The sequence below is a fragment of the Streptomyces sp. NPDC111744 genome, assembly GCF_055634995.1.
The window spans coordinates 66,328-83,422 of record NZ_JBVKCG010000010.1 but is presented as its reverse complement, the minus strand read 5'-3'; the positions used below and the strand labels follow the sequence as shown (position 1 = coordinate 83,422).

The 17,095-nt window shown below is 71.4% G+C and carries 12 protein-coding genes; 3 read left to right on the top strand and 9 right to left on the bottom strand.

What is annotated here, in order from left to right:
• Positions 1 to 12: 12 nt before the first annotated feature.
• On the top strand, positions 13 to 2,892 hold the full coding sequence (locus ACZ7OO_RS22980) for a glycoside hydrolase family 2 TIM barrel-domain containing protein (RefSeq protein WP_471507083.1): 2,880 nt from the start codon (positions 13 to 15) through the stop codon (positions 2,890 to 2,892).
• A 53-nt stretch (positions 2,893 to 2,945) separates the two neighbouring features.
• On the opposite strand, the gene ACZ7OO_RS22975 is transcribed toward ACZ7OO_RS22980, so the two are convergent.
• From ACZ7OO_RS22975 to ACZ7OO_RS22965, 3 genes are all read right to left on the bottom strand, one after another.
• Positions 2,946 to 4,817 (bottom strand): ArnT family glycosyltransferase, encoded by a 1,872-nt coding sequence (locus ACZ7OO_RS22975; protein WP_471507081.1) that lies wholly within the window; start codon positions 4,815 to 4,817, stop codon positions 2,946 to 2,948.
• Between the two features lie 207 nt (positions 4,818 to 5,024).
• On the bottom strand, positions 5,025 to 6,815 hold the full coding sequence (locus ACZ7OO_RS22970; protein WP_471507079.1) for a bifunctional sugar phosphate isomerase/epimerase/4-hydroxyphenylpyruvate dioxygenase family protein: 1,791 nt from the start codon (positions 6,813 to 6,815) through the stop codon (positions 5,025 to 5,027).
• Between the two features lie 39 nt (positions 6,816 to 6,854).
• Positions 6,855 to 7,736, bottom strand: a complete 882-nt coding sequence (locus tag ACZ7OO_RS22965) for a shikimate dehydrogenase (RefSeq protein WP_471507077.1) — start codon at positions 7,734 to 7,736, stop codon at positions 6,855 to 6,857.
• A 168-nt stretch (positions 7,737 to 7,904) separates the two neighbouring features.
• On the opposite strand from ACZ7OO_RS22965, the gene ACZ7OO_RS22960 reads away from it, so the two are divergent.
• Both ACZ7OO_RS22960 and ACZ7OO_RS22955 read left to right on the top strand, forming a co-directional pair.
• Positions 7,905 to 8,570 (top strand): TetR/AcrR family transcriptional regulator, encoded by a 666-nt coding sequence (locus ACZ7OO_RS22960; protein WP_471507075.1) that lies wholly within the window; start codon positions 7,905 to 7,907, stop codon positions 8,568 to 8,570.
• Positions 8,571 to 8,767: 197 nt separating this feature from the next.
• Positions 8,768 to 10,129, top strand: coding sequence for an MFS transporter (locus ACZ7OO_RS22955; protein ID WP_471507073.1), 1,362 nt, complete (start codon positions 8,768 to 8,770; stop codon positions 10,127 to 10,129).
• An 83-nt stretch (positions 10,130 to 10,212) separates the two neighbouring features.
• Here ACZ7OO_RS22955 and ACZ7OO_RS22950 read toward each other — a convergent pair whose 3' ends face one another.
• The 6 genes from ACZ7OO_RS22950 to wecB all read right to left on the bottom strand — a co-directional run bounded on the left by ACZ7OO_RS22950 (position 10,213) and on the right by wecB (position 17,038).
• Positions 10,213 to 10,518 carry a hypothetical protein gene (locus ACZ7OO_RS22950; protein ID WP_352222002.1) on the bottom strand — a complete coding sequence of 102 codons (306 nt, stop codon included), beginning with the start codon at positions 10,516 to 10,518 and terminating at the stop codon, positions 10,213 to 10,215.
• A gap of 387 nt (positions 10,519 to 10,905) precedes the next feature.
• Positions 10,906 to 11,127 (bottom strand): hypothetical protein, encoded by a 222-nt coding sequence (locus tag ACZ7OO_RS22945; protein WP_471507071.1) that lies wholly within the window; start codon positions 11,125 to 11,127, stop codon positions 10,906 to 10,908.
• 173 nt (positions 11,128 to 11,300) lie between these two features.
• On the bottom strand, positions 11,301 to 13,487 hold the full coding sequence (locus ACZ7OO_RS22940; RefSeq protein WP_471507069.1) for a glycosyltransferase: 2,187 nt from the start codon (positions 13,485 to 13,487) through the stop codon (positions 11,301 to 11,303).
• Positions 13,484 to 15,286 carry a hypothetical protein gene (locus ACZ7OO_RS22935; RefSeq protein ID WP_471507067.1) on the bottom strand — a complete coding sequence of 601 codons (1,803 nt, stop codon included), beginning with the start codon at positions 15,284 to 15,286 and terminating at the stop codon, positions 13,484 to 13,486. Before ACZ7OO_RS22935 ends, ACZ7OO_RS22940 begins: the two co-directional genes overlap by 4 nt.
• The gene (locus ACZ7OO_RS22930; protein WP_471507065.1) at positions 15,286 to 15,957 is read right to left on the bottom strand and encodes a class I SAM-dependent methyltransferase; all 672 of its coding nucleotides are present in this window, start codon (positions 15,955 to 15,957) and stop codon (positions 15,286 to 15,288) included. The genes ACZ7OO_RS22935 and ACZ7OO_RS22930 overlap by 1 nt, the downstream gene beginning before the upstream one ends.
• Positions 15,950 to 17,038: a non-hydrolyzing UDP-N-acetylglucosamine 2-epimerase gene (wecB, locus tag ACZ7OO_RS22925; RefSeq protein ID WP_471507063.1), complete on the bottom strand. Its 1,089-nt coding sequence runs from the start codon at positions 17,036 to 17,038 to the stop codon at positions 15,950 to 15,952. The genes ACZ7OO_RS22930 and wecB overlap by 8 nt, the downstream gene beginning before the upstream one ends.
• Between the last annotated feature and the right edge of the window lie 57 nt (positions 17,039 to 17,095).

Sequence of the window (17,095 nt, the reverse complement as noted above, 5' to 3'; positions counted from 1 at the left end):
ACCTGGAGACCGATGTCTTTCCGCACCTCCGCCACCGACTACGTCGAGGACGTCTCCCCGGGCTCGGGAGCCCTGCCACCCCGTGCCCGGTACCCACACTCGGACGCCAAGTCGCTCTCTCTGAACGGCAGTTGGCGCTTCCGGCTGTCGCCCACGGCCGACGCCGAGGACGACGCGTTCGCCGAGCCGGGGTACGACGCCGGCGGCTGGGCGGAGGTCTCGGTCCCGGGCCACTGGGTGCTCCAGGGCCATGGCGCACCGATCTACACCAACCACCTCTACCCGTTCCCGGTCGACCCGCCGAGGGTCCCGACCGAGAACCCCACCGGTGACCACCTACGGATCTTCGACCTGCCCGAGGGCTGGGACCTGACCGACGGCGGGGCGGTCCTCCGTTTCGACGGGGTCGAGTCCTGCGCCCGGGTCTGGCTGAACGGCACGGACATCGGCGAGTTCAAGGGCTCCCGGCTGCCGCACGAGTTCGCGGTCGGCCATCTGCTGAAGCCGGCCGGCAACGTGCTCGCCGTCCGTGTCCACCAGTGGTCGGCCGGTTCCTATCTGGAGGACCAGGACCAGTGGTGGCTGCCCGGCATCTTCCGTGATGTGACCCTGCTGCACCGCCCGGCGGGCAGCGCCCTGGACTTCTTCGTACACGCCTCCTACGACCACCTCACGGGCGAGGGCACCCTGCGCGTCGACTCCGATGTCGAAGGCCGGGTGTCCGTGCCCGCCCTGGACATCGATGTCGCGACAGGCGAGCCGGTGACGGTCCCGGTCGAGGCGTGGACGGCGGAGACCCCGAAGCTGTACGACGGGGTCCTGGCCACCGAGGGCGAGCGGGTGCCGTTGCGCATCGGCTTCCGGACGGTGGCCCTCGCCGACGGGCTGATCAAGGTCAACGGCACGCCCGTCCTCTTCAAGGGCGTCAACCGGCACGAGTGGCACCCCGAGCGGGGCCGCGCCCTCGACCTGGAGACCATGCGGGAGGACGTGCTGCTGATGAAGCGGCACAACATCAACGCGGTCCGTACCTCGCACTACCCGCCCCATCCGGACTTCCTGGACCTGTGCGACGAGTACGGCCTGTGGGTGATCGACGAGTGCGATCTGGAGACCCACGGCTTCACCGAGCAGGCCTGGCGTGACAACCCGGTCGACGACGACCGCTGGGCCCCGGCCCTCCTCGATCGCGCCGCCCGGATGGTCGAGCGCGACAAGAACCACCCGTCGGTGGTGATCTGGTCGCTGGGCAACGAGGCCGGCACCGGCCGGGGCCTCACCGCGATGGCCGAGTGGATCCACGGCCGGGACTCCTCCCGCCTGGTGCACTACGAGGGCGACATCAACTGCCGTGACACGGACGTCTACTCACGGATGTACGCCGACCACGCCGAGGTCGAGCGGATCGGCCGGGGCCTGGACGGCGGCACCCACAAGCGCCGCCGACTCCCCTTCATCCAGTGCGAGTACGGCCACGCCATGGGCAACGGACCCGGCGGCCTCGCCGACTACCAGCGGATCTTCGAGTCGTACGACCGGATCCAGGGCGGCTTCATCTGGGAGTGGATCGACCACGGCATCAAGGACGAACGCTACGGCTACGCCTACGGCGGTGACTTCGGCGAGGAACTGCACGACGGGAACTTCGTCTGCGACGGACTGGTCTTCCCCGACCGGCGGCCCTCCCCCGGCCTGATCGAGTACAAGAAGGTGATCGAACCGGTCCGGTTCGAGGGCGACGGCACCGCCGTCCGGATCACCAACAAACAGGACTTCGCCGACCTGTCCGCGCTGGCCTTCACCTGGTCGTACGAGGTCGACGGCGAGACCGTCGACGCGGGCAGCCTGGCCGTCCCGCCGCTGGCGCCCGGTGACTCGGCGGACGTGAAGCTGCCGGAGCCGCCCGCCGTCACGGGCGGCGGCGAGACCCGGTGGACGGTACGGGCGCTGCTCGCGGCCGACACCTCCTGGGGACCGCGGGGCCATGTCGTGGCCTGGGGGCAATTCCCGTTCTCAACACGGCAGTTGCCGTCGGTCATCGCGACCGGTGGACCGGTGTCCGGTGAGGGCCTGATCACCCTCGGTCCTGGCACCTTCGACGCCCGCAGCGGTGCGCTGCGCGGCATCGGCCCGGTGGACGTGACCGGCCTGCGCCTGGACGTCTGGCGGGCGACCACCGACAACGACGACGGCGCCCCCTGGCAGAGCGACCTGCGCTACGGCACGCTGTGGCGCAAGTTCGGTCTGCACCGTGTGCGGCACCGCCTGGACGCGGTGGAGGTGGACGGCGACGCGCTGACCGTACGCACCCGTGTCGCCCCGGCGGCCTGGGAGTTCGGCCTGGTCACGGTCTACCGCTGGACCTCGGACGGCGACCGCCTACAGCTCACCGTTTCCGTGACCCCCGACGGCGACTGGACGGTGCCGCTGCCCCGGCTCGGCATCCGCTTCGGGCTCCCGACGGCCGACCGGGTGCGGTGGTTCGGCGGCGGACCCGAGGAGGCCTACCCGGACACCAAGTCGGCTTCCCTGGTCAGCCGTTGGGAGTCGACGGTCGACGACCTCCAGACCCCGTACGTCCGCCCGCAGGAGAACGGCGCCCGCGCGGACGTCCGCTGGGCGGAGATCGGCGGCCTGCGGATCGAGGGAGACCCCGAGTTCTGGTTCACCGCCCGCCGCTGGACCACCGAGCAACTCGACGCGGCCACGCACCGCACCGACCTCACCCCGGGCACTGCATCCGACAGCGGCTCCGCCGCGGGGGTCTGGGTCAACCTCGACCACGGCCAGCACGGCATCGGCTCGCAGTCCTGCGGCCCGGGCGTGCTGCCGCAGTACCAACTCCACGCCGAACCGGCCGAGTTCTCCTTCGTGTTCACGGACATCGGCTGAACCGCGTACGTGGACGGCCCCGGACGGTCACGGTCCGGGGCCCTTCGCTCCGGTCACCATCCGTGGCCCGGCCCGCAGCGGTACACCGTGTAGGCCGAGACACGGACCGGCGCGCAGTGGCCGATGACCCAGCGCATCAGGGCCCGCCCCGGGGTCTTGGCGCCCCGGGCGCGGTGGGTGAGGTCGTCGTGGCTCAAAAGGACGTAACGGAGTTTGCCCGTGTCGATCAACTGGTGGAAGGCCGTGGCCGCGGGGTACGGCACATGGGCGGTGAAGCCGCCCACCGGCAGGACCGGGGCGTTGGCCGCGAGGATGTACGGTGCCGCCGCCTGCCAGCGGGGTACGGCGGCCAGATAGCGGGCGCCGTCGCGGTGCGCGGTGAGATAGGCGAGGACCTGCTGTTGATCCGGGGTCAGGGCCGAGCCGGAGCCGTGGATCCGGACGCTGCCCGGGCCGACCCGTCCGAAGCTGCCGGGCTGGTTGTAGCGCGGGGAGAGCGCGGACGCGGACCACACCGCGGGTATGAAGAGGATGGCGGCGAGGGCTACGGCCAGGGCGGTCCGGTGCGGGCGCCGCCGGCCGGCGGCGAACAGGCCCAGCGCCAGCAGGGACAGTCCCACGGCGACGGCGACCGACCAGGCGAAGAAGCGCGGGTAGCTCAGGGTGAGGACCACGCACCAGGCGACGTTGACGGCCAGGATTGCGCACAGCGTGCTGCGCCGCCGCACCTGTGTCACGCCCACCCCGGCCAGTACCGCCAGGGCGACCGCCACGACGCCCATGTAGTACGTGTGTCCGGTCACGCTGCCGAAGCTGAAGACCAGAAAGAACGTCACCAGCCAGACACCCCACATCAGGTATCCGGCCAGGACGGGATCGGTGCGCGGGACGCGGCGGCGCCGCAACGCCAGCAGCCCGGTCACCAGGCCCAGGGCCGCCAGCGGATACAGCCAGCCCGTCTGGCTGGCGAGGCCGGGGCTGAACATCTTCAGGACGCTGTCCCCCATGCGCGCCGACACGTGGTTGTGCGCCTGGTCGGCGACTATGCTCCCGGTGCCTGCCGCGTTGATGCCCAGTGCGTGGAAGCGGGTCAGGAAGTTGTAGCCGACGACCAGCCCGAACGCCGAGTTGTCGGTCGTACCGTCCAGGTAGGGGCGGGCCGACGCCGGAGTGAGCGTGGCGACCAGCATCCAGGACAGGGACACCGTCAGCATGACCGCGCCGGACACGGCCAGGTCGCGGATCCGGCGGCGCAGGGACGTCGGCGCGGCCACCAGATAGGTCACGGCCAGCGCGGGCAGCACCGCCCAGGCCTCCAGCATCTTGCACTGGAAGGCGACCCCGACCCAGACGCCCGCCAGGACGAGGGTGCGCAGCCGGGCGCGGGCGGTGGCCCGCCCGGTCGCCTCGGCGGCGAGAAGCAGCAACAGCACGAACGGCGCGTCCTCGGTGACCGAGCGGGCCAGACCCACGATCACCGGGGTGAGCGTGAGGAACGCGGCGGCCAGCAACCCGGCCGGTATGCCGGCCCAGCGTCGTACCACCACATGGATCAGGACCACGCAGGCCACACCCTCCAGGGCCTGCGGGATGACCAGGGCCCAGGGGTGGAAGCCGAAGACCAGCGCCGACAGGGCCTGCGGCCACAGGAAGCCGGGCAGCTTGTCCAGGGTGATCGAGTTGCCGGGGTCGAAGGATCCGTAGAAGAAGGCGACCGGGTTGTCGGTCATGCTGCGGACCGCGCTCGCGTAGAAGGCGTGGTACGTGCTGTGCCAGATGCCCCAGAAGAAGAGGAGCGCGGCGACGGCGGCGATCACGGCGAGCAGTGGGCGTTCGTAGCGTTCGGTGCGGGTCCGCGCCGGGGTCGGCGGTGGCGGCGGACCCTCGACGCGGACGAGCGGCGCGGTGATGACGGGGCTCGGCATCGGAGACAGCCTCCAGGACTCCCGGGTTCCAGGACTTCCACAATGTCCCGGATGCTACGACTCCTAGGACGGGTGGAAATCGACGAAGGTCACATCCGGAACGTGACAAAAATTCCGGATCTTCGTGAGTGTCCGTCGCAGCGCCTGAACGGAACCTGAATCCGACCCGTGTCTCACCGGCCTCTCACCGCAAGCTCACCCGGCGGCTCAGCGGGCGGGCCGTCCGGCGTGCTGGGCGGCGAGACGCACCGGGGCGTTCTGGGCGCCGTATCCGCGATAACCGGGGTCACGCTCGACCAGTTCGAAGAACACCCGTCCGATCGTCCGGGTGTAGCAGTGCCGGAAGACACCGCCCGAGTCCCGGTCGTAGAGGATGCCGAGGTCGCGGTACGTCTCCAGCTCGCCGTCGGCGAACTCGTAACGGGCCGCCAGGTCGTCGTAGTAGTTGGCGGGGATGGGCAGCGGGTGGCCGCCGGCGGCGCGGAAGGCACGGGCCGCGGCGACCACGTCGTCGGTGGCCAGGGCGATGTGCTGGGCGTGCAGGGTGTCGTCGGTCGGGGCCGCGCCGACGCCCAGGGCGATCCGGACGCTGCCGTCGGCGTTGGTGACGGCTCGGGAGCGCAGCAGCCCGTAGGGGTCGGCGACGTCGACGCTCTCCTGGGCGTGCAGGCCGAGGACGCTGCGGTGGAAGAGGGTCGCCTCGTCGTACTGGTGCCAGGGCTGGGTGAGCGCGAGGTGGTCGATGCGCGCCGGGACGGGCGCCGGGGTGTGCGATGTGCCGACGAAGTCGGCCCGCCAGTCGGGGAGACCGGGACCGCGGCCGGTGGCGCAGAAGAACAGTTCGGTGCCGTCGGGGGCGGCGACCGCGTCGAGCGGGGCGTCCTCCGGGGCGCGGCGGCGGGGCAGCAGGGGCGCGAGCAGGGCCTCGGCTCGGCGGGCGGCGGCCTGGGGGTCCGGTGACTCCAGGCCGATCGCGGCGAGCTGGGTGCCGTCGCGGCGGGCGGCAGGACCGGTGTTGACCAGGATCCGGGCCTCGCCCCGCTCCCACAGGTCGACGGGTTTGCTGCGGTGCCGGGCGGTCCGGGCGAAGCCGAGGGCACCGAGCAGTGCCGAGACGGGTTCGGCGTCCGGGGTGACGAGTTCGGCGAAGGCGACTCCCGACGGCACGACCGGCGGGGGCAACTCCGCCACTCCGACTTCCTCTTGGAGCACCAGCAGCGAACGGTGCGCGTCGACGGCGGTCGGGCCGGCCTCGGCCTGCCGGAAGACGTCGTTGAAGACTTCGAGGGAGAGCGGCCCGTCGTATCCCGTGCGCAGTACGTGCCGCACGAGCCCTGCGACATCGAAGCCGCCCTGCCCTGGGAAGCACCGGTAGTGCCGGCTCCACTGGAGCACGTCCATGGCGAGCTGCGGGGCGTCGGCCAGCTGGAGAAAGAAGATCTTCTCACCGGGGATGGACTCGATGCCCTTGGGGTCGGAGCCGCGGGAGAGGATGTGGAAACTGTCGAGGCAGGTGCCGAGGGCGGGGTGGCCGGCCGCCTCGACGATCCGCCAGGCGTGGTCGTACGTACTGACGTGCCGGCCCCAGGCGAGTGCTTCGTAGGCGACACGGATACCGAAGTCCGCTGCCAGGGAGGCAAGTCGGGCCAGCTGGGAGGCGGCCAGATCGTCGTCGTCCAAGGCGAGCGGTGAGACGCTGGAGCAGACCAGGACGGTGTCGGCTCCCAGTTCCCGCATCAACGCGAACTTGTGCCGGGCCCGGCGGAGGTTACGGCCGAACTCGTCGGCGGGGACGGCTTCGATGTCCCGCATGGGTTGGTAGAGGTCGACGGTGAGACCGAGGTCGGCGCACCGGGCCCGGATCTCGCGGGGTGACAGTGGGCTGGCAAGCAGGTCGTTCTCGAAGATCTCCACGCCATCGAATCCGGCCCGCGAGGCGGCGGTGAGTTTTTCGGTGAGAGACCCGCTGAGCGAGACGGTGGCGACGGATGTACGCATGCCCTTCTTCCTCATGTCCACTGCGGTGCGCTCCCCCAGTCACACGGCATTCGGCTGCACGGACCCGGTCAACTCCCCGATGTCCGCGAGCATCCGGACACCGTCCGGCTCCCGTCCGGTCAACAGCCGAAACGCGTCCGCAGCCTGGAAGACCGCCATCCCACCCCCGTCCAGCACGGCACACCCAGCCGCCCGAGCGACCCGCACCAGCTCCGTCTCCAGCGGCCGGTACACCACCTCGGCCACCCACAGCCCGGGGCGCAGCAGCTCCGCAGGCACCGGCAGCCCCGGATGCGCGGCCATCCCCGTGGGCGTCGCATGCACCAGACCATCGGCACCGGCCAGCAGTTCCGCCAACCGGTCCGGCGTCCCGGCCACCGCCCGCCCCTCACCGAAGTGCCGATTCAGGGAGCCCGCGAGATCGGCGGCCCGGTCGGCCAGCGGATCGACCACGGTCACCCGCTGCGCACCCAACGTGAGCGTCGCATGCGCCACCGCCGCCCCCGCGCCCCCGGCGCCGAGCTGCACGACCCGCTCCAGCGAAGCGTCCCGCAGCCCCCGCGCGAAGGACGCCGCGAACCCGGTGACGTCCGTGTTGTGGCCCACCGCCCTGCCGTCGGCCTGGAAGACCACCGTGTTGACCGCGCCGAGCGCCTCTGCCTGCGGGGCGAGCGTGTCCAGGTGCTCGATGACGAGTCGCTTGCACGGATGCGTGATGTTCAGCCCGTCGAAGCCGAGGTCACGCGCGGCCCGGACCAGATTCCCCACGGCCTCGGGCGGCACGCCGAGCACGTCGATGTCGATCAGCCGGTACAGATACCGCAGCCCCTGCCGCTCGGCCTCTCTCTCGTGCAGGGCCGGGCTGAGCGACGGGCCGATACCGGAACCGATCAGTCCGACGAGATACGAGTCCTTGGCCACGTGGCCCTCCCGAGCGGCATAGCTAATGTACGAACTAGTACGTTAGCTATACACCGGAGGCGACGGCAAGGGAAGACCTCGTCGGGAACACCGCCGCCCCGGGCTTCTACAATCTCCGGCACCGGCCTCTCCCACCGGTTCTCCTTCCAAGGACCCGTTAGGAACGCGATGACCAGCGTCGAAGAACCGGCACAGACCACCGGGCGGACCCGCGACGCCGCCCGCACCCAGGCCGAGATCCTCGACGTGGCCACGCAGGAGTTCGCCCGGGCCGGCTACGACGGTGCCCGCGTCGACGAGATCGCGGCCCGCACCCGCACCACGAAGCGGATGATCTACTACTACTTCGGCGGCAAGGAACAGCTGTTCACGGCGGTCCTGGAGCGGGCGTACGGCGTGATCCGCGAGGCGGAGCAGCAGCTTGACGTCGAGCACCTGGACCCGGTCGCGGCGATCCGCCGGCTCGCGGAGCTGACCTTCGACCACCACGAGCAGCACCCGGACTTCATCCGCCTGGTCAGCATCGAGAACATCCACGGCGCCGAGCACATCGCGGCCTCCGAGAAGCTCGGCAGGATCGGCTCACCGGCCCTTGACGTGATCCGCCGGATTCTCGGCCAGGGCCAGGACTCCGGCCTGTTCACGGCCGACGTCGACGCGATCGACCTGCATGCGATGATCAGCTCGTTCTGCTTCTTCCGGGTCGCGAACCGGGCCACCTTCGGCGCCCTCTTCGGCCGCGACCTGGTGGACCCGGCGCAGCGCGCGCACTACCGGACCATGCTCGGCGACATGGTGATCGCCTACCTCACCGCGGAGCGCGCGGCGGACTGAGCGCCGCGGTGAGGGAGCAGGCGCGACCTCTTGACAGCGGGGAAACGTGAGCGCAACATCCCTACCCATCGCGACTAACTATCCAGTGGGTTAATTAGCAGGCCCCGCTGGGTCCGCCGACCCGTCATCCCTGGGAACCGGCCTTCTCCCCGCCGCTCACTCCGCCTACGGTCGGAGTCCTCCGAAGGAGCACCGCCGTGTCCGTCCCCGCCCCGCCCACCGCCACCGCAGTACCACCCGGCGGCCAGCCGAAAAAAGCCGCCCTGGCCGCCTGGATCGGCAGCGCCCTCGAGTACTACGACTTCTTCGTCTACGGCAGCGCGGCCGCGCTGATCTTCCCGAAGGTCTTCTTCGACGAGTCGGACCCGGCCACCGCCACCCTGCTGTCCCTGGCCACCTTCGGTGTCGCGTACGCGGCCCGTCCGGTCGGCGCGTTGTTCCTCGGCCACTTCGGGGACCGGCTCGGCCGTAAGAAGATCATGGTCTTCACGCTGCTGCTGATGGGTCTGTCGACGTTCCTGATCGGCTGTCTGCCGACCCGCGCCCAGGTGGGCGGCCTGGCCCCGGCGCTGCTGGTGCTGTGCCGGGTGCTGCAGGGCATCTCGGCGGCCGGTGAGCAGGCCAGTGCCAGTTCGATGAGTCTGGAGCACGCGCCACCGGGCCGGCGCGGCTTCTTCACCAGTTTCACGCTGAGCGGCACCCAGGGCGGTCAGCTGATCGCCACCCTCGTCTTCATCCCGGTCTCCCGGCTGCCCGACGCCCAGCTGCTGACCTGGGGCTGGCGGCTGCCGTTCTGGCTGAGTGCCGCGGTGGCCGTGGTCGGCTGGTTCATCCGCCGCACGGTCCAGGAGACCCCGGCCTTCGCGCAGCAGGCGGCGGCCGAGGGTGTCGTACGGCTGCCGCTGGTGACGCTGCTGCGGTACCACTGGGCGGATGTGCTGCGGGTGATCGGGGGCGCGCTGATCGCCTCGGTGAGCACCGTCTTCACGGTGTGGGCGCTGGCGTACGCGACGAGCGACTCGGTCGGGATGTCCAAGACCTCGATGCTGTGGGTGAGCGCGCTGGCGAACCTGGTGGCCCTGGGTGCGATCCCCGCGTGGGCGACGCTGTCCGACCGGATCGGCCGGCGGCCGGTGTACCTGATCGGTGCGGTGGGCAGCGCGGTGGCGATGTTCGGCTATCTGTGGGCGGTCTCGACCGGCTCCTACCCGCTGATCCTGCTCCTCGGCGTCGTCGCCTTCGGGGTCCTCTACAGCGCGGCGAACGGTGTCTGGCCGTCCTTCTACGGCGAGATGTTCTCGACCCGGGTCCGGCTGTCGGGCATGGCGATCGGCACCCAGATCGGCTTCGCGGTGGCCGGGTTCGCGGTGACCTTCGCGGCACAGATCGCGGGTCCGGGCGGGGCCGACTGGTCGGCGGTCGCCCTGTTCACCGCGGCCCTGTGCGTGCCACCGGTCATTGCCGCCCTCTCGGCACGCGAGACCCACCAGCTGGCCACGGAGGACCTCGGCTCACGCACCCCCCGGGAGGCATCCCGACCGGAGGGGGTGACGGTCTGAGCCACGTCGGTGGTGCGAGAAGCGGACCTGCGTCCGCCCGGACCTGCGCCCGGGCGGACCGACGCCCGGGCGGACCGCGGCCGTCACCCTTCGGCAGCCTCCCGGATCAGCGGCTCGAACTCCCGCCGTACGTAGGCGTCGAACGGCTCTGTCAGCGCCCCGTCGATCACCCGCCGCACCTGGTACCCCGCCGCGAACTCCTTGATCGCTGCGCGGGAGTCGGGCCCCACACCCCCGCCGATGATCAGCACCCCGAATTCCCCGGTCTCCAACAGCTTCCGGGCCTCCTCGTCGGTGCTGACCCCCTCCGCGTCAAAGCCGTCCGCGCGCAGGGTGGCCAGCACGGCCGTCACCCTGGCGGGAGTCCTCCCGAGCACCAGCGTCCTCATGGCCGTTCCTCTCCACGACGTCGGCTTCACCGCACCCGACTCTAGAACCTCAAGCGGACTTGAGATCAACCGTTCGTGGGAACTGAGCGGCACCGCGACCGGGCGGCACGGCGCCGCGGGTACCTGTCGGACTCACCGCTAGGCGGCCTCGGGCCGCGCCGCACGGGTGCCCGGGGTGGGCTCCTGAGCGTCCTCGGACCAGAAGATCTCGTCCTCTCCGAAGTCCGGGGCCTGGAAGGGCTCTGTGGTCGGAGGCGGTGATACGGCCCCGGAACGGCGGGGTTGCCCTTCCGGGGCGGAGAACAGCGACGTCGATTCGATGAGAGGTCTGCCTTTCGTTACTGGTCCCCGATGGGGCCTGGTGTGCCGTGACCGGGCACGGCGGTCCTACAGCTTGGTCATCTTGGTGTAGGGGCTCAGGATCCGCATTTGTGCCGAGCCGAAATCCACGAGCGCCGCGATTCCGTCCTCGATGCCGATGACGCGGCCGAGGCCGTACACGTCATGTGTGACCTGGTCGCCCATGGCGAAGTGCTTGGGAGCCGGTGCGACCGGGGCCTTGAAGGGGCTCGTAGGCAGATGACGCTTCGGTGCCGCAGACTTTGTCATGGCTCAGTATGAGCCTAAATCGAGCCCGTTTGCTGTGGCCGTGGGCACAGATCCGGACGTGAATCCTCGCACCACGCCACTGACCTGGTGTTTTGAGTCGAGTATGCGGATCGATCGGGCTCGCGTACGCTCCCGTCGCCACCGGCCTCAGCCGCTCTTGCGCGGCTCCGTCGTCAGCCGGACACCAGCAGCTCCGTCCAGTCCTTCGCCACCCGCTCCAGCGAAAACCCCTCCCGTACCTGTTCGCGGGCGACCTCTCCGGCCGACTGCCAGTCCTCCTGCTCCGTGAGTCCGGCGATCGCATCGGCCATCGTCTCCGGAGTGTCGTGGATCCAGCGTCGGTCGTAGATCTCGTCCGCGCCCGGCCACGGCAGCAGCGCGGGTACGGCGCCCGAGGCCATGCCCTCGGCCGGGGCGAGGTGGAAGCTCTCGTCGTCGCTGGTGGAGAGGACGTGCCCGATGCGCCGGAGCCAGTTCGGCACGTCCGGGCCGAACTGATCGAAGACGACGGCCCCTTCGAGGAGCGGCGAGGTCTGCATGCGGCGCAGAATCGCGTCGTAGTGGGCGCGTTCCTCCGGATTGTTCCAGATCCACCAGTACTCCCACGGTGGCTTGGACTTGACCGAGAGGTGCCAGCGCCGGTCGTGGGCGCGCAGCGCTTCCAGGACGTCGAGGCCCAGGTCGAGGCGTTTGCGGCTGGGCGCGATGCCGATCATGCCGAGGCGGTGGCGGGCGCCGGGGGCCTTGGGCCGGTCGAGTTGGTGGACGTCGACCCAGTTGCCGATCGTGGTGATCTTCGAGGCGGGCCAGCCGGTGCGCTCCCGGGTGCTGCGGGCGTAGTACGGGCTGACACACACCACACGGTCGACGGCGTCGATGTCGAGCTGCTGCGGGTAGCCGGCGTCGAGTTCGAAGCGGTGCAGGCGCACGATCAGCCTGCTGCCGCGCCGCTTGTGGCGGCTGTACCAGATCGCCGCGGGACCGCACCACTCGACGACCACCACATCGGCCCAGTCGGCGAGTGCACGGCTCGCGGCCGGGTCGTGCTGGGCGAGCGCGGGCCAGGCGTCGATGCGGACGTCGAGGCCGGGCAGGGCGCGGAAGTGGTCGAGCAGCCGGGTGAGGAACTTCAGGTCGTGGCCCGCCACCCCGATCCGCAGCGGGCGCGCGCGGGTGGCGACGGCCGGGGGAACGGGCGGGAAGGCGCGATCGAGATGGCCGCGCCAGCGGGCCGCCGCGGCCTCCATGGTGTACTGCCGGGCCGCTGCCGCACACCGGTCGGCCGCCAGATGCCTGGCCTCGGGGTCGCGTACGGCGACGGTGATCGCGTCCACCGCGTCCGTGAGGGCCGCCTCGCCGGGCACGAACAGCGGGTAGTCGGTGCCGAGCAGCGCCTCGTGTGCGGGGGTGCGGTTGAGTACGACGGGCAGGCCGAGGGAGCCGAACTCCAGCACCTTGGTCGAGAGTTCGAGGCTGGCGTCGAGGGAGCAGTCGCGCCAGCCGAGGCCGAGGTCGCAGTCGGCGGCGATGCGCATGGCCTCCTCGCGGGGCACGCCGCCGTGGTGGACGATCTCGGGGGTGGTGCGCAGCGCCTCGGCCATGGCGGTGTCGAAGCCGGGGTGGGCGGCATCCTCGTGGATCTTGTCGCCGACGGCGTGGAGTTCGGTCCGGATGCCGCGTTCGGCGAGCCGTGCGGGCAGCAGGGTCATGGGCAGGGTGTTCCAGCGGGGCGCGAACTTGCCGGTGTAGACGAGGCGTACGGGATCGTGCAGGCCATTGCGCTGCGGGACCGCGAAGCCGGGTTCGGGCACCGCGGGCGGGCAGAGCACGGCCCGGCCGCAGGCCTCCGGCACCCAGGCCTCCAGGAAGCAGCGCAACTCCTCGGTCTGGCAGAGGAGCTGTCGGGAGGCGTCGGCGATGTGGACGAGGTCCGTGCGGTCCTGTTCGGTCATCTCGGCCGGGGACTGCGGGATGTCGGTGAGGTAGGCCCAGATGCGGCCGTGGAAGTGGCCGTCGCCGACGATCTGCTTCACCAGCCGGCGACCGCGCAGCACCAGCAGGTCGCAGGGCTCCTCCTCGTCGAGGCGGGCGAGCAACTGCGAGGCCTGGTAGGGGGACAGGGGGTGCGCGCCCTGGCCGGGGACGAGGTGCTCCTCGTAGGGACGGACCACGGTGACGCCGGGCAGTCCGGCCAGCGGGTCGGTCAGCCGGCCGGTCACCACGGGGGCCTTGAGGACGAGCCGGGTCCGGCAGCCCGCGCGGGACAGCGCCTGCACCGTCGACTGGGCCCAGACGGCGGAACCGTCGATGAGGTTGAGGTCCACGTCGCCGTAGACGAGCGCCCTGAGGGTGCGGGTCATGACGGCTCCTTTCCACGCACGGCGAACAGACGGTGCCCGGCACGCGACCAGGTGTCCGGTGGGGTGCCGGTGTCCAGGAGCGACCGGCGGACGAGAAGCGGTGTCAGGGTCGGTACGAAGGCGTAGTCGTCGGCGGCGGGGGTGTGGCCCACCGCGTCGGCGCCGGAGAACTCCTGGGCGCAGAGCAGGTCGAGCAGCAGGGTGTCGGGGCGGTCCTCGGTCAGGTCCGTCCAGTCGGCGACCCAGGGTGTGGTGGGCGGTCCGGAGTGGACGGTGACCGAGGCGGCGGTGAGTTCGTCGAGCCCGGCGGGGTCGGCGACGACGACCTCGGCCGGCCGGTGCAGCTGGCCGAGCGTCTGGGCGACGAGCCGGGCGACGTCGGTGGCGTCCCGGGGCGCGGCCAGTACGGCGACCCGGCGTTCGGCGAGTGGGTCGGGGGCGCCGGCGAGTCCGGCGAGGCGGCCCAGCCGTACTCGGATGCTGTCCTGCTGGAAGACGTCCCGGATCCGGTCCCGGCCGTCGGTGACCGGGTCGAGGCGGGAGAGCGCCACCCCGGTGTCCCCGTCGAGAATGGCGTCCCAGGGCAGTTGGGACAGACCCGGCGCGGACGACGCCGGGCAGTCCCGCCACAGTACGGCTGTACGACCCAACGCCCTTGCCTGCCCGATCAGTTCGGCGAGTCGTCGGTCCAGGTCGGGGGCGAGTCCGGTGCCGGTGAGCGTCCAGGGGCCGGACTCACCGGTGCACGCGCCGAGCTGGACGAGGAAGACGTCCGGCTCGGTGCGCTCCAACAGGAGCCGGCCGTCGTGCGGCAGCACCCGGCTGACCACGGCGTCGGCCGCGAAGTCCGTGGCGGTGCGGTCGGTCAGCACGCCGGTGATCACCAGCCGGTCGCGGGGGGCGACGGACAGGGCGCGGTGGGAGAGGTAGAAGCGGTCCTCGGCCTGTGTCTCAGGCGCCGGGGCGGTGCCGGCGGTCCGCGCCGGCCGCCCTTTGGCCTTGCGCTGCCGCCACAGCCCGTACAGCTCCCCGGGCAGTCGGGCGGCGCCGCGTTTCGGTGACCGGGCCGCCGACACCAGTGCCTTGCCGACCCGCAGCGAGGTGGAGCCCTCCAGCATGGCCACGCGGGCCTCCAGCACCCCGTTGCGCTCCCGGGCCCCGCGCAGGGCGGAGGCGAGCTGGTCCTTGTCCCGCAGGGCGGCGGCCAGGCGTTCGGCGAGGCCCTCCTCGCGGGCGGTCTCCAGGGCGCGGGCGGTCTCCTCGGCCGCCCGCTCCAGGTCGATCAGGCGGGCCCGCTGGGAGCGGGAGACGAAGTCGGCGAGGACGTACTCGTCGGCGATCCTGAGGGCCGTGGCGAAACCGTCGGCCGGCAGCGGTCGGCCGAACCAGTCGTGTGGCGGCAGGAGTTCCTCGGTGCAGGCGAAGACCGCACCGGCGTGCAGACGCGTGTAGCCGAGCGAGGCGGCGTGCAGCACCTGGCAGCGGTGGGCCACCAGGGCGCCGAGGAGCCGGTGGTAGGGCAGGTCGGTCCCGGGATGGCCGAAGACGATCAGGCCGCGAGCGCCGGGGCGCATGCGTTCCAGTGCGGCGAGACAGTGCGCCTCGTCGCCGTGCACGTCCGGGTCGGGGCCGTAGCAGAGGAGCATCAACTCCCCTTCGCCCACAGGTTGTTCGTGTCGGGTCAGTTCGACGCCCGGCGGGAGGTGCAGATAGGGGTCCAGCCGCAGGCCGCCGTTGGTCGCGTCCACGACCGAGGTCACGTCGTCCAGGTGCGGGTGGAGCAGATCGGTCAGGCGCATCAGCGGGTCCTTGTGAAGACATGGAAGCCGACCCGGTTCTCGCGGAAGCCGTAGGGCCGGAAGAGGGTGTGACTCAGGCCCAGGGGCTCAAGTTCCTTGCGGTAGGAGGCGATCGGCCGGTGCAGGATGTAGTCGCCGCGCGGGACGGGCTCGTCGTTGTTCTCGTCGGTGACGATCAGCCGGCCGGTGATCCGGACCAGCGAGGCGAGGTTGCGCAGGCCGGCCGCCCACTCCGCGTCGTCCATGACGTGGAAGAGGACGTCCACGCACATCACCACGTCGTAGAGCCAGGGGCTGCGCCACTCGTCGAGGGCGGCCAAGGCGTAGCGGGGTCCGCCGCCCTCGGCCCGGGCCTGGGTGACGGCCTCCTCGCTGACGTCGAAGGCGTCCACGTGGTGGCCGCAGCGGGCCAGGGCGCGGGCGAAGTGTCCCTTGCCGCAGCCGGCGTCGAGCACGAACAGCGGGGACGCCGGGCTCGACAGGTCGCCGATCAGGGTGAGGAGCTGGCCGAGCCGTATCGCGTAGAAGATCTCGTTGCCTGGCCGGTCCAGGCCGATGTGGCCGCCGGAGGCGAGGTCGTCGCGTTCGCGGTGGCGGGTGTCCCAGTAGGTGTGGGCGGTGTGTCCGAGGGTGCGGGGACCGTCGGGGCGGGTGCGGGTGGCGTCAGTCATGGCGCTCCAGCCACTCGGTGAGCACTCGGGCGATCCGGGGGCCGGCCTTGCCGTCCCAGAGCGGCGGCCCCTCGGGGTCGGCCGCCGGCTGTCCGTCCAGGACCTTGCGCAGGGCGGGCACCAGTTCGCTGTGCCGCACCAGGCGGTTGGTGCCGTGGGTGACGGTGACCGGGCGTTCGGTCGTGGTGCGCAGTGTCAGACAGGGGACGCCGAGCACGGTGGTCTCCTCCTGGACTCCACCCGAGTCGGTGATCACGGCGGCGGCGCCCCGTACCAGGCCCATGAACTCGACATAGCCGAGCGGTTCGAGCAGATGGATGCCGGGCGCGTCGGCGAGGCCCGCCTTGCGCAGCGCATCCCGGCCGCGCGGGTGCAGCGGTACGGCGAGATCCAGGTGGGTGGCCGCCTCGGTGAGCGCGCGTGCGGCGGCCGCGGCCGCCTCGGGGTCGTCGACGTTGGCCGGCCGGTGCAGGGTGACCACGCCGTAGCGTTCGGGCAGTGCGTGGGCGGTGCGGGCGGCGGCCGGGTCGAAATGGTCCAGATGGGTGAGCAGGGTGTCGATCATCGGGTTGCCGACGAAGTGCACCCGGCCCGGGTCGACGCCCTCGCGGGCGAGGTGGCCGACGGCTTCCGGGCTGGTCGCGAAGAGCAGCTCGGCCAGCTGGTCGACCAGCCGCCGGTTGATCTCCTCCGGCATGGTCATGTCGAAGCTGCGCAGGCCCGCCTCGACATGGGCCACCGGGATGCCCAGCCTGGCCGCGGTCAGGGCGGCGGCGAGGGTGGAGTTGACGTCGCCGTACACGACGACGAGGGCCGGGGCGCGGGCGAGCAGCTCGCCCTCCAGCGCCACCAGCAGGTCGGCGGTCTGCCGGGCGTGGCTGCCGGAGCCGACGCCCAGGTCGGTGTCGGGGGCGGGCAGGCCCAGCTCCCGGAAGAAGATGTGCGACATCCGTTCGTCGTAGTGCTGACCCGTGTGCACCAGGACCTGGTCGTGCCCGGTCGCGCGCAGGGCGGCGACGACGGGCGCGGCCTTCACGAAGTTCGGCCTGGTCCCTACGACATGGAGTACGCGGCCGTTCATGTCGTACGTTCTCCGCTCTGTCGGCCTACCTTGGCGACATGGCCCGACCTCTGTCCC